Below are 12,935 nucleotides of genomic sequence, written 5' to 3' on the forward strand. Positions count from 1 at the left end.
GCATGTCGATTTTCGCAGCCGCGCCAAGCAGTTGAACGGAGCAGATTTTCATGACGCGTGTCCTTTCGGTCGTTGACGAGCGTTTTCCCATCGCCGGAACGTTCACCATCTCACGCGGTTCCAAGACCGAAGCCGAGGTCATCACCTGCGAAATCGCCGAATCAGGCGTCATCGGACGCGGCGAGTGCGTGCCCTACAAGCGTTATGGCGAGACCATGGCTAGCGTGGCTGAGGCGATCGAACAGGCGCGCCGCGCCATCGAGGACGGTGCTTCGCGCACCGACCTTCTGACGCTGATGTCAGCCGGTGCAGCGCGCAACGCCGTCGACTGCGCGCTCTGGGACCTGGAAGCGAAGTTGAGCGGCGTGCCGGTCAAGGACAGGCTCGGCATTGCTGCGCCGCTGGCGCTCGAGACCGCCTACACGCTGTCGCTCGGCGAACCCGAGACTATGGCAGCCCAGGCCCGCGCCAACGCGGCGCGGCCGTTGCTCAAGGTCAAGATCGGCGGCGACAACGACATCGCCCGCATCCGCGCGGTCACCGAAGCCGCCCCCGACAGCCGCATCATCCTCGACGCCAATGAAGGCTGGACCGATGCCAACATCGCCGAGAACCTTGCCGCTGCCGCCCAGCTCGGCATCGCGCTTATCGAACAGCCGCTGCCCGCCGGCGCCGACCAGATCCTCGGCCGCATCCCACATCCTGTGCCGATCTGCGCCGACGAGAGCGTCCACATCGCCGCCGATCTCGCCGAGCTCAAGGGCCGCTACGACGCCGTCAACATCAAGCTCGACAAGTCGGGTGGGCTGACGGCAGCACGCGAACTGCGCGACCAGGCCCGCGCGATCGGGTTCCAGGTGATGGTCGGCTGCATGGTCGGCACTTCGCTCGCCATGGCGCCTGCGGTGCTGCTCGCCCAGGGCGCCGAGTTCGTCGACCTCGACGGCCCGCTGCTCCTGGCGCGCGACCGTTCGCCGGGGCTTGTCTACGAGGGTTCAATGGTGTCGCCGCCCCTGCCCGAACTTTGGGGCTGAACGGGATCCAAGCAGCACAAGCACGATAGCGCAGGCGGCGACCGCCGCCATGAAATAGAAGCCGTCGACGCCGAAGCGCTGGTAGAGCGGACCGGACAGCAGCGTCACGATCGCCATCGACATGCCGTTGGCGAAATAGGCAACACCCTGGGCAGCGCCCGTGCGCTCTTCCGGAACCGACTCGGCGATCAGCTTTTGCACGCCAATCAGAACCAGCGCTGTCGACACGGCGTGCAGGCTCTGGACGGCAAAGAAGCCAGGTACACCCAGACCGAGCGGCCAGATCAACGGGTATGCGACCCAGCGGACGATAGCGCCTGCGCCCGCCAACACGAGCACCAGTGCCGTCGATCTGTTGCCGAACAGCCGCGTGAAAAACATGAACATGACGATTTCGGCCGCCACGCCCCAGCTCCACAGCAACCCGACGATCGTTTCGTTGATGCCGAGCGACTTCCAATAGATCGACACGAAGCCATAGAGAAAGCCGTGGCTGCCGATGATGACGCCGGTGCCGCCGGCCATCAGCAGGAAATAGCGGTTGAACAGCTTTGGCGCCGCCTGCATGTCGGTCGCCGAGAGCGGTGAAGCCTTGCGCGGTCGGCCAAGGCGCGGCGAGATGAACGACATCAGGAAGCAGCCGAGCAGGCCGATCGAGATGATCGTCGGCACCGCGTCCGCACCGGTCAGCGACAGGATGAAGCCTGCGCCAAGGCTGCCGGCGAGGAAGGCGATCGACCCCCAGATGCGCATGGCGGCATAGTCCGATCCGAAGCGGCGGACACCTGAGAGTGCGAGGGAATCGGCTATCGGCGAGTGCGGCGTCCACACCACGGCCAGCGCCAGCGAGACGGCCAAGACGATGAGGTAGGTCGGCTCGAGGAAATAGCCGAGCGACAAAAGCAGGGACGATGCAGCCAGGAAGATGAAGACGTTGGCGCGGTCCTTGGCACGATCGGCCATGGCCGCGATCAATGGAGTTGTGATGACGCGCAGGAACATTGGCGCCGACAGCACGATGGCGATCTGCTCGGGATCGAATCCCTTGGCTTCGAGCCACAGCGGAAAATACGGCAGATGCACGCCCATCGGCACGAAAAGTGCTGCGAAAAGCAGGGAGATTCGCAGCTCAAAGCGTCGTGGCTTGACCTGCTGCTCTGGCGTGAGTGGCGGTAATGTCATGGTGGGTAAGTGTGTCCGGGCGCGACCCGAACCAACCAAGCCTCACCGATTTGCCTGATCCCTTACCATGGGCGGCCACGCCACGAAAGCCAACGGGGCCGAGCATTTACCCAAAGCTTGGGCCAGCTGCTACGGCCTTATCGGCCAAGGCGCGGCATAGCCTGCGCTTCCATCGGCAAGTGGTGCGCGCCGAGCCGCCGTGCCCGTCTTAGCAGCGTCTCGGCAACGCGCGGCGCGGCAATTGCCGCATGACCTGGTCCATCCCGCCATGGGCGCGAGGCATATCTGGAGCTGCACATCGATGTCGTTCCGTTCAGGCGGCTGCCTTGTCGGCGCGCTGATCGACGACCATCGGCACGAAGGGTTCGTTGACCAGCTTGCCCGCCAGCACGTGCGGCCAGTGCAGGATGACGAAGCTGCCATCAAAATCCTCGGCGACCGCCGTGCAGTTTTCGACCCAGTCGCCGGTGTTGATGTACTGGATGCCGTCGAAATTCTCGATCGTCGGATGGTGGATGTGGCCGCAGATGACGCCGTCCACTTCCGAACGCCGCGCTTCCTCGGTCAGCACGTCCTGAAAGGCGCCGATGAAGTTGACGGCCTTCTTGACCCGGACCTTGGCCCAGGACGAAAACGACCAGTATGGCATGCCGAAGGTGCGGCGGAAGCGCGCCACCAGCCGGTTCATCGCCATCGCCGCGTCATAGGCGAAGTCGCCGAGATAGGCGAGCCAGCGGGCGTTCTGCACCACCGCGTCGAACTGATCGCCATGGATGACCAGGAAACGCTTGCCGTCGGCCGCCTCGTGGATGGCCCGATCGGCAACGACGATGCCGCCGAAATGCACGCCCTGGAAATTGCGGGCGAACTCGTCATGATTGCCGGCGATGTAGGTGATTTCGGTGCCCTTGCGCGCCTGGCGCAGCAATTTCTGGACGACGTCGTTGTGTGTCTGCGGCCAATGCCAGGACCGGCGCAGGCGCCAACCATCGACGATATCGCCGACGAGGAAGATCTTCTCGGCCTCGTGGTGACGCAGGAAGTCGATCAGGAAATCGGCCTTCGCTCCCTTCGATCCCAGATGCACATCTGAGATGAACAGCGTGCGAAAATTGCGTGTGCTCGTGCCGGACATGGCAATCGACCCGTTGCTTTTGCCGTGGCTATGCCCAGATTCATGCAACAGCCGTATGACGGTTGCGGCTTTGACCGGGCAGTTCTAGGCTGGGTCATCACCGACAGGAGAACGATCATGGATCTCGGCATCAGCGGGAAGAAGGCAATCGTCTGCGCCTCAAGCAAGGGCCTCGGCAAGGGCTGCGCGATGGCGCTGGCCGAAGCCGGCTGTGAGCTGTTCCTCAACGGCCGCGACGCCGGCATCCTGAGCCGCACGGCAACCGAAATTCGTCAACGCTACGGCGTGCCGGTCACCGAAATCGTCGGCGACATCTCCGATCCGGCGATCCAGAAGACCCTGCTCGCCGCCTGCCCTGACCCCGACATTCTGGTCAACAACAATGGCGGTCCGCCCTACCGTGACTTCCGAGAGCTCGACCGCGAGAAGATCCTTGCCGGCGTCACCAACAACATGGTCACGCCCATCGAGTTGATCAAAGCTGTCATCGACGGCATGGCGGCGCGTGGCTTCGGCCGCATCGTCAACATCACCTCGTTGTCGGTCTACACGCCCATCCCCGGCCTCGACCTGTCCTCCGGCGCCCGCGCCGGCCTGACAGCCTTCCTGGCAGGCGTTGCGCGCACTGTCGCCGACCGCAACGTCACCATCAACAACATGCTGCCCGGCAAGCTCGACACCGACCGCCTGCGCGGCCCGCACGAGCCCGGCAGCATCGAGGATCCGGCGGAAGGTGCTGCGCGCCGCGCCCGCCTCAGCGCCGGCATACCAGCCGGCCGCCTCGGTACGCCGGAAGAATTCGGCCAGATCTGCGCCTTCCTGTGCTCGACCCATGCAGGCTACATGACCGGTCAGAACATTCCTGTCGACGGCGGGCTTTACGTGAGCTCATTCTAGGCTCACGGCGGCACGAACCTATCCCAAAGGCAGCCAACAGCGCGTCGCAAGGACGCGCTGTTTCAGCCAAGCCTCACAAAAGACCGAATCAATCTCTCAACCGCCACCCGCAAGTCGCTGGAATGATTGCAGTTCCGGCGCTTGAAAGTGATTCAACGTCCATTTGGCCGTTGAAGCCTCGAAAATCGTGCTGGCCGTGCTAATAACGGCCTTTGCTGTTGGATTCTGAAGGAGCGGGACATGGCTGGGGAAGACAAGAAGAAGGAAGCACTGTCCGATCTGGATCAGGCCGCGCTCTTCTTCCACAAGCACCCCATTCCCGGCAAGCTCGAGATTCAGGCGACCAAGCCGCTCGGCAACCAGCGCGACCTGGCGCTGGCCTATTCGCCCGGCGTCGCCGCCCCTTGTCTCGCCATCAAGGATGATCCCGAGACCGCCGCCGACTATACCGGCCGCGCCAATCTGGTCGCCGTGATTTCCAATGGCACAGCCGTGCTCGGTCTCGGCAATATCGGCCCGCTGGCATCCAAGCCGGTGATGGAAGGCAAGGCCGTTCTGTTCAAGAAATTCGCCGGCATCGACGTTTTCGACATCGAGATCGACGCGCCCGAGATCGGGCAGATGGTGAGGACGATCGCGGCGCTCGAGCCGACCTTCGGCGGCATCAACCTCGAGGACATCAAGGCCCCAGAGTGCTTCGAAGTCGAGGAGCAGCTCAAAGCCAAGATGCGCATCCCGGTCTTCCATGACGACCAGCACGGCACCGCGATCATCGTCGCGGCCGCCGTTCTCAACGGCCTGGAACTCGCCGGCAAGAAAATCGAGGACGTCAAGATCGTCACCTCGGGCGCTGGTGCCGCGGCACTCGCCTGCCTCAACCTGCTGGTGTCCCTCGGCGCCAAGGTCGAGAACATCTGGGTCACCGACCGTTTCGGCGTCGCCCACAAGGGCCGCGTCGAGGAGATGGACCGCTGGAAGGACCCATACGTCAAGGACACCAACGCGCGCGTCCTGGCTGATGTCATCGGCGGCGCAGACGTCTTCCTCGGCCTGTCGGCAGCCGGTGTGCTGAAGCCGGAACTGCTGTCGGAGATGGCGGACAAGCCGCTGATCCTGGCGCTGGCCAACCCGAATCCCGAGATCATGCCGGAAGTGGCGCGTGCCGCCCGTCCCGACGCGATGATCTGCACCGGACGCTCTGATTTTCCGAACCAGGTCAACAACGTCCTGTGCTTCCCCTACATCTTCCGCGGCGCGCTCGATTGCGGCGCGCGTGCCATCAATGAAGAAATGAAGATGGCTGCCGTGCGCGCAATTGCTGCGCTCGCGCGCGAAGAACCGTCCGATGTCGCGGCGCGCGCCTATTCCGGCGAGACGCCGACCTTCGGCCCCGACTTCCTGATCCCCTCGCCCTTCGACCCCAGGCTGATCCTCAGGATCGCGCCTGCCGTTGCCAAGGCGGCCTGCGAAACCGGCGTGGCGACCCGCCCGATCGCCGACTTCAACGCCTATGTCGACAAGCTCAGCCGCTTCGTCTTCCGCTCCGGCCTGGTGATGAAGCCGATCTTCTCCAACGCCAAGCAGGCAACATCCAAGCGTGTCATCTACGCCGACGGCGAAGACGAGCGCGTGCTGCGCGCCGCCCAGGTGGTGCTGGAGGAAGGGCTGGCCAAGCCGATCCTGATCGGGCGTCCGCATGTCATCGAGGTCCGCATCAAGCGCTACGGTCTGCGCATCCGGCCGGGTGTCGACTTTGACATCATCAATCCCGAGGATGATCCACGCTACCGTCACTATGTCGACCACCTGATCGACCTCGGCGGCCGCCAGGGCATTACGCCCGAGGCGGCGCGCACCATGGTGCGCACCAACAACACGGTCATCGCGGCCATCGCGCTGAAGCGCGGCGATGCCGATGCCATGATCTGCGGCCTGGAAGGCCGTTTTGAGCGGCACCTGCGCAACGTCACGCTGATCGTCGGCGCCCGCGACGGCGTCAAGGATCGCGATCTGTCGGCGCTGTCGATGCTGATCTCGCAGCGCGGCGTGCTGTTCTTCACCGACACCTACGTGACCGTCGATCCGACCGCCGAAGAGATCGCCGAGATGACGATGCTGGCGGCCGACGAGATCCGTCGTTTCGGCATCGAGCCCAAGGCGGCCTTGCTGTCGCATTCGAATTTCGGCTCACGCGACTCGCAAAGCGCGCAGAAGATGCGGGCGGCGGCGGCGATCCTGAAGCGCATCGCGCCGGAACTCGCCAGCGACGGCGAAATGCATGGCGATTCCGCCCTGTCGGAAGTGCTGCGCCAGCGTGTCTTCCCGCATTCGACGCTGAAGGGCGAAGCCAACCTGCTGGTTTTCCCCAATCTCGATGCGGCGAACATCGCGCTGACCACGGTCAAGACGATGATGGACGCGCTGCATGTCGGGCCGATCCTGCTCGGCACCGCGCAGCCGGCACACATCCTGACGCCTTCAGTTACCTCGCGCGGCATCGTCAATATGACGGCACTCGCCGTCGTCGAAGCGTCGCAGCGCGCGCACGCGGCGTCCTGATCGGGCACGGGTTAGCCGTTTCCAAAGAAACGGTTAACCTCGTCGGCGCTAGGGTTCGAACCGAGGCATGTTCCGCGCGTCGCGCGGCGATGGAAAGCGGGATGTTCGGGCGCGGCAGAAGCAAATTCCCGGTAAAGCGGCCAGCCATCGCCTTGTTGGCCGCAGTCGCCGTGTCGTTGCTGACCACCGGATTGTCGCAAGCCGTCTCGGCGGAATGCCTGGAACTCGAGGTCGAACTGGCCAACTTGCCGCCCCAGGCAACCGGCAGCTTCGCCCAACCCGACGAGTTCGCCGCTGCCGCCGCCACCCAGCAAGACCAGATCGACCTCGCCCGCATCAGGGCTTCCGACCTCGGCTGCGACAGGGCGATCTCGGGCGACGTCATCGCTCAGTGCGCCGCGCTGAATGCCAAGATCGCTGAGATGCAGGACAATCTCGGCAAGCTCGACGGCCAGACCGCGCGACCGAACAGGAACGTCCGGCGCGAGCGCATCCGCATTCTTGATGCGATGCAATTCGCGGGTTGCAACGACCAGGGCAAGAAGACGGAAGAAGGCGCAGGCAACGATCGCGCGACGGAGCAAGCCGGCGCGACCGTCATCCGCGGCGGCGAGGCGACCAGCCTGAGCTTCATTGAAAGCTATCCGCAACACATCGTCATCGGCCGCAGCCAGCAACAAGGCTTGGGCGAATACCGCACCTTGTGCGTGCGCACCTGCGACGGATACTTCTTCCCGATGTCGAATGCAGCCGATGTCTCGGATTTCCAGCGCGACGAGAAGAATTGCGAAGCCAGCTGCCCTGGAACCGAGATCGAGCTGTTTTATCACCTCAATGCCGGCCAGCCACAGGAGAGCATGGTTTCAGCCCGCTCCGGCCAGCCCTACCGCAATCTTGCGACAGCCTATCGCTACAAGCGTCTCGACCTGCCGCGCGTTCCGGCCTGCGGCTGCAATGTCAGCCTGGACAGGAATTTTTCGGTCATCGCCGGCGAAGGACGCCCGGTACCTAGCACCCCGCAGGCCAGGCCGGTGGAGGAACCGCAGGCGCAGGCGGTGCCTCGTCCGGCACCAGATCCCAACCGCAAGGTCAGGGCCGTCGGGCCAACGTTCCTTCCCGCCCCACAAGCGGCAACAGATCTGCGAGTTCCGGGCCCGACTCAAGACCGGTGAGCGCCAGCCTGAGCGGCATGAACAGCGCCTTGCCCTTGCGGCCGGTCGCTTTCTTCACCTTGGCCGTCCAGTCCTTCCAGACATTGCTGTCCCACGGCTCTTCGGGCAGAAGGTCGAGCGCCTGGCCAACGAATTCGCGGTCCTCGTCGGCGATCTCGACAGCCGGCTGCGGCCCTTCGCGCAGGATGCGCCACCACGCCACGGCGTCCTGGAGCCTGTCAAGATTGCCGCGAACGGCCATCCAGAACGCTTCGGCGTGGTTGCCGCTGACACCGAGCACCATCAGGCGATCACGCACCTCGTCAAAGGACATGTGGTGCAGCAGCGCCCGATTGAGCACCACCAGTTCCTCAGGATCGAACTTCGCCGCCGATTTCGAGGTCGCGGCCGGATCGAACTTTTCGGCAAGGTCGCGAAGGTTGGGCACCGCGGTGACATTCTCCGACGTGCCGACAAGCACGGCGAGCGCGGCAACCGACATCGGTTCGATGCCGCCGTCGCGCAGGCTCTCGATCGACAGCGCACCTGTGCGCTTGGACAGGCCCTCGCCGGAAGCCGTCGTCAGCAGATTGTGGTGACCGAAAACAGGAGGCTCGGCGCCGAGCGCGCGGAACAGCGCGATCTGAACACCGGTGTTGGTGACATGGTCGTCGCCACGGATGACGTGGGTGATCTCCATCTCGATATCGTCGACAACCGATGGCAGCGTGTAGAGATAGGTTCCGTCCTCGCGCACCAGCACCGGATCGGACAGCGACGCCAGATCGACGGTCTCCTCGCCGCGCACGATGTCGGTCCAATGGACGTCGGTGCGCTGGGTCTCGAACGGATCGGAGACGAAATTGGGCAGCAGGAAACGCCAGTGCGGTCTGCGCCCGTCATGTTCGTAGGACAGGCGCTCGGCATCGGTGAGCTTCAGCGCCTCGCGGCCATAGACCGGCGGCAGGCCGCGCGTCCGCCGCACCTTGCGGCGCAGGTCGAGCTCCTCGGGCGTCTCATAGCAGGGATAGAGCACGCCTGATGCCTTGAGCTTGTCGACGGCGGCGTCGTAGCTGGCAAAGCGGCGCGACTGGTATTCGGTCTGGTCGGGAAAGATGCCGAGCCAGTGCAGGTCGTAGAGAATGGAGTCTGCGAATTCCTGGCGCGAGCGCTCGACATCGGTGTCGTCGAAGCGCTGGACAAACCGCCCCTTGTGCTTGAGGGCGAAGAGCCAATTGAACAAGGCGGTGCGCGCATTGCCGATGTGGATGCGGCCGGTGGGCGAAGGGGCGAAGCGAACTGTAACTGTCATGATCGGGGCGTAGCGGATGGCTTTTGCGTTGACAAGGCGGCGCCCCCGCACCTCTGCACCAGAAATAAAGCAACCAGAGCGCGAATGGAAGCCGACCAATGGGGCTACATCTTCTTGCGGGCTGCTTCAGAATGACGAACGGGCCGCGATCTCTCGCGGCCCGTTCGTGACTTAGACGAGCCCTTTGGTGAGCTCCAGTGCCTGGCGTTCGAACAGACGGCGGTAGATACCGCCGTCGCGCCGTACCAGCGCCTCGTGCCGGCCCTCCTCGACGATGTCGCCGCGATCGAAGACGAGCAGCCGATCGAGCGCCCTCACTGTCGACAGCCGGTGCGCAATGATCAGCGTCGTGCGCCCGACCATCAGGCGTTCCATCGCCTGCTGGATCAGCACCTCCGATTCCGAATCGAGGCTCGACGTCGCCTCGTCGAGAATCAGGATCGGCGCATCGGCCAGGAAGGCACGGGCAATCGCCACACGCTGACGCTCGCCGCCCGACAGCTTGACGCCACGTTCGCCGACCAGCGTGCCGTAGCCCTTGGGCAGGCGCTGGATGAAATCATGCGCGCTGGCGAGCTTTGCCGCGTGCTCGATCTCGGCCTGCGTCGCGCCCGGCCTGGCATAGGCGATGTTCTCGGCCAGCGAACGGTGGAACAGGATCGGCTCCTGCTGCACGATCGCGATCTGCGAACGCAGCGACGACTGCGTCGCCTTGGCGATGTCCTGCCCGTCGATCGTGATCTTGCCGCCGCCGACATCGTAAAGCCGCTGGATCAGCTTGACGAAGGTCGTCTTGCCCGAGCCTGAATGGCCGACAAGGCCGACACGCTCGCCCGGCTTGATCGACACCGAGAAGTCCCGGTAGAGCGGGTTCGCATGCGTGCCATAGTGAAACGTCACATGCTTGAACTCGATGCCGCCTTCGCGGATCTCGATCGGCTTGGCGCCCGGCCCGTCGGCGACACCGAGAGGCTGGCCCTGGATGTCGACGAGTTCCTCCATGTCGTTGACCGAACGCTGCAGGTTGCGGATGTGCATGCCGACGTCGCGCAGATAGCCCTGGAGCAGGAAGAACGAGGTCAGCACGAAGGCGATGTCGCCGGCGCTGGCCTGTCCGCTCGACCACAGCAACAGCGCAAAACCGATGATCGCGGCGCGCAGCAGAACCAGCGTGACGTTCTGCGACGTGCCGTTGATCGTTCCGCGCATCCAGGTGCGCCCCGTGCGGTGACGCCACTTGGCGATCACCTTGGCGAGACGCCCTTCCTCACGCTCCTCGGCGCCAAAGGCCTTGACCACCGAATTGCAGCTGACGGCGTCGGCCAAGGAGCCGCCGAGACGCGTGTCCCAGCTGTTGGCAAGGCTGGCCGCCGGGGCGACGAAACCGAGCGACATCACCACCGTCTGGGCAATGAAGATCAGCGAGCCCACGGCAATGATCAGGCCCATCATCGGCCAGTGCCATCCCAGCAGGATGGTCGAGCCGACAAGCATCACGAAGGACGGCAGCAGCGCCACCAGCAGCGTGTCGTTGAGCAGGTCGAGCGCCCACATGCCGCGCGTCACCTTGCGCACCGTCGAGCCGGCGAAGCTGTTGGCGTGCCAGTCGGTCGAGAAGCGCTGGACGCGGTGGAACGCATCCTGGGCGATGTCGGACATCATCTTGAGCGTCAGCTCGATGATGCCGGCAAAGGCGATGTGGCGGAACACCAGCGAGCCAGTGGCAAGTGCCAGCAAGGTGAAGAACGCGGCGAGCGCCGCATTCCATGCCACCTCGTCAGTCGCCGCGCCACTGGCGACGGCGTCGATCAGCCGGCCCGAATAGAGCGGCGTCAACACGTCGGCCATCGTCGAAATGAGCACGGCCGCCGAGATAACGACGAGCCGGGCCGGTTGGCGTTGCCAGTGCCTGAAAGTGAAACCCAGAACGCTGCGGAAAGCGCCGCCGCGCAGGTCGATACGAAAACGAGCCATGATGCATTGAGGTGCCGGAACCCGACACCATCCCTGGAAAAAGATGTAAAAAGGCGCGACGAATAATTCTTGCTGAATCAGGAAGTCGCGGAACGGCAGCGTCAGAAAAAGAGGACGCCGGAGGCGGTTCGCGAGGTCAACGACCTCGGCGTGAACCCCGGGAGGACATGTCATATTCTGGCATTCAGACCTCCCTGTTAGTGGCCGCGAAGAATTTGCTTATATCGGAGCATTTTTGCTTAGCCAACCCCGCACTGGACCGAAGCCTGTTGTGCCAGTTTCGTGGGCATCGCAGGGTGACACTTGCGCAACAGATAAGTGTATGCTTATCTCAAGCTCATGAACGAATCTGAGATATTCCGCGCTCTGTCCGATCCCACCCGCCGTGCCGTTCTCGACCGGCTGACCGCGGGCGAGAAAAACGCGACCGAACTGCGCGAAGGGCTGGAGATTTCGCAGCCGGCGATCTCGCAGCACATCGCCGTGCTGCGCGGCGCAGGCCTGATCAAGGAAGCGCGTGCCGGCCGGCATGTGAACTACAGCGTCAACCCCGACGGGCTGCGGCCGCTTTTCGACTGGCTCACCCGCTATCGCAGCTTCTGGCCGGAACGTGTCGAGAGGCTGAAGACACTGCTCAAGGAGATGGACCAATGACGGACGCCCGAAGGCAGGAAGAGACAGACGACACCATCGTCGTCGAATGCGAGCTGGAAGCGGCACCGGAAAAGGTCTGGCGCGCGCTGACGGTGCCGGAATTCGTCGCCACCTGGCTCGACGTGCCGGCGGCGGACAAGGTCACCGCCGATAAGACCGGCCCCGCCTACCGCATCATCGAGGCCCTGCCCTTCTCGCGCGTTCGCTACGCCTGGAACGACACAACGGTGAACGAGCCCGAGACCGTCGTGACCTTCGACCTCGAGGCGCAACCTGATGGCGGCACGTGGTTCCGCCTCACCCACAGCGTCGAGCAGCCCAGAACCCTTGTCGCGCCGGCAAATTCCAACAGCCCGCCGCTGATGCGCGCCGCCGCTTAAGCTCCAAAAACCCTATCGATGAAAGGAAACTCGCGCATGCGCGACACGATGCAACTCGTCCCTATGGTGGTGGAACAATCGCCGCGTGGCGAACGCTCCTTCGACATTTTTTCCCGGCTGCTGCGCGAGCGGATCGTCTTCCTCAATGGCGAGGTCGACGACAATTCGGCGTCGCTGATCTGCGCGCAGCTGCTGTTTCTCGAGTCGGAAAACCCTACCCGCGAAATCTCGTTCTACATCAACTCCCCAGGCGGCGTGGTCACCAGCGGCTTTGCCATCTACGACACGATGCAGTTCATACGTTGCCCGGTTTCGACGCTGTGCATGGGCACGGCTGGCTCGATGGGCTCGTTCCTGCTGATGGCCGGTGCACCCGGCAGGCGCATCGCCCTGCCCAATGCGAGCGTGGTCCTGCACCAGCCCTCGGGCGGCTTCCGCGGTCAGGCCTCCGACATCGAACGCCATGCCGAAGACATCCTCAAGCTCAAGCGGCGCATGACGAGGCTCTATGCCGAACATTGCGGACGCACGGAAGAGGAAGTCGCGCGCGTTCTCGACCGCGACTACTTCTTCACGGCGGAGGAAGCCAGGGATTGGGGTATCGTCGACCACGTCTACGACCGGCGCGACACCGTGGAGAGCTTTTCCGGGAAGTAG

General features: G+C 63.9%; 11 protein-coding genes. 7 read left to right on the plus strand and 4 right to left on the minus strand.

Going from position 1 to position 12,935, the window contains the following annotated elements:
* The first annotated feature begins 50 nt into the window (after window positions 1-50).
* The gene (gene dgcA / locus N7E70_RS19170; protein WP_263007299.1) at window positions 51-1,034 is read left to right on the plus strand and encodes an N-acetyl-D-Glu racemase DgcA; all 984 of its coding nucleotides are present in this window, start codon (window positions 51-53) and stop codon (window positions 1,032-1,034) included.
* On the opposite strand, the gene N7E70_RS19175 is transcribed toward dgcA, so the two are convergent.
* Both N7E70_RS19175 and N7E70_RS19180 read right to left on the minus strand, forming a co-directional pair.
* The gene (locus tag N7E70_RS19175; protein ID WP_263007300.1) at window positions 996-2,216 is read right to left on the minus strand and encodes an MFS transporter; all 1,221 of its coding nucleotides are present in this window, start codon (window positions 2,214-2,216) and stop codon (window positions 996-998) included. The two genes, dgcA and N7E70_RS19175, sit on opposite strands and share 39 nt — an antisense overlap.
* Before the next feature lie 313 nt (window positions 2,217-2,529).
* On the minus strand, window positions 2,530-3,351 hold the full coding sequence (locus tag N7E70_RS19180; protein ID WP_263007301.1) for a UDP-2,3-diacylglucosamine diphosphatase: 822 nt from the start codon (window positions 3,349-3,351) through the stop codon (window positions 2,530-2,532).
* A gap of 117 nt (window positions 3,352-3,468) precedes the next feature.
* Here N7E70_RS19180 and N7E70_RS19185 point away from each other — a divergent pair, with 117 nt between their 5' ends.
* From N7E70_RS19185 to N7E70_RS19195, 3 genes are all read left to right on the plus strand, one after another.
* Complete coding sequence (locus N7E70_RS19185) at window positions 3,469-4,248, plus strand: SDR family oxidoreductase (protein ID WP_263007302.1); 780 nt, start codon at window positions 3,469-3,471, stop codon at window positions 4,246-4,248.
* 240 nt (window positions 4,249-4,488) lie between these two features.
* A complete protein-coding gene (locus N7E70_RS19190) occupies window positions 4,489-6,807 on the plus strand; it encodes an NADP-dependent malic enzyme (RefSeq protein WP_263007303.1) in 2,319 nt (772 codons plus the stop codon).
* Window positions 6,808-6,977: 170 nt separating this feature from the next.
* Window positions 6,978-7,979 (plus strand): DUF2865 domain-containing protein, encoded by a 1,002-nt coding sequence (locus N7E70_RS19195; RefSeq protein ID WP_263007304.1) that lies wholly within the window; start codon window positions 6,978-6,980, stop codon window positions 7,977-7,979.
* Here N7E70_RS19195 and gltX read toward each other — a convergent pair.
* Window positions 7,897-9,270, minus strand: a complete 1,374-nt coding sequence (gene gltX / locus N7E70_RS19200; RefSeq protein ID WP_263007305.1) for a glutamate--tRNA ligase — start codon at window positions 9,268-9,270, stop codon at window positions 7,897-7,899. The genes N7E70_RS19195 and gltX overlap by 83 nt on opposite strands.
* A 171-nt stretch (window positions 9,271-9,441) precedes the next feature.
* Window positions 9,442-11,244, minus strand: coding sequence for an ABC transporter ATP-binding protein (locus N7E70_RS19205; RefSeq protein ID WP_263007306.1), 1,803 nt, complete (start codon window positions 11,242-11,244; stop codon window positions 9,442-9,444).
* Between the two features lie 339 nt (window positions 11,245-11,583).
* Here N7E70_RS19205 and N7E70_RS19210 point away from each other — a divergent pair, with 339 nt between their 5' ends.
* From N7E70_RS19210 to N7E70_RS19220, 3 genes are read left to right on the plus strand one after another with little or no spacing between them, the layout of a single operon-like run.
* Window positions 11,584-11,898: an ArsR/SmtB family transcription factor gene (locus N7E70_RS19210; RefSeq protein WP_263007307.1), complete on the plus strand. Its 315-nt coding sequence runs from the start codon at window positions 11,584-11,586 to the stop codon at window positions 11,896-11,898.
* Complete coding sequence (locus N7E70_RS19215) at window positions 11,895-12,278, plus strand: SRPBCC family protein (RefSeq protein WP_263007308.1); 384 nt, start codon at window positions 11,895-11,897, stop codon at window positions 12,276-12,278. The genes N7E70_RS19210 and N7E70_RS19215 overlap by 4 nt, the downstream gene beginning before the upstream one ends.
* A gap of 36 nt (window positions 12,279-12,314) precedes the next feature.
* Window positions 12,315-12,935 (plus strand): ATP-dependent Clp protease proteolytic subunit, encoded by a 621-nt coding sequence (locus N7E70_RS19220; protein ID WP_263007309.1) that lies wholly within the window; start codon window positions 12,315-12,317, stop codon window positions 12,933-12,935.

The sequence above is a fragment of the Aminobacter sp. NyZ550 genome (assembly GCF_025628925.2).
Lineage (GTDB): Bacteria > Pseudomonadota > Alphaproteobacteria > Rhizobiales > Rhizobiaceae > Aminobacter > Aminobacter ciceronei.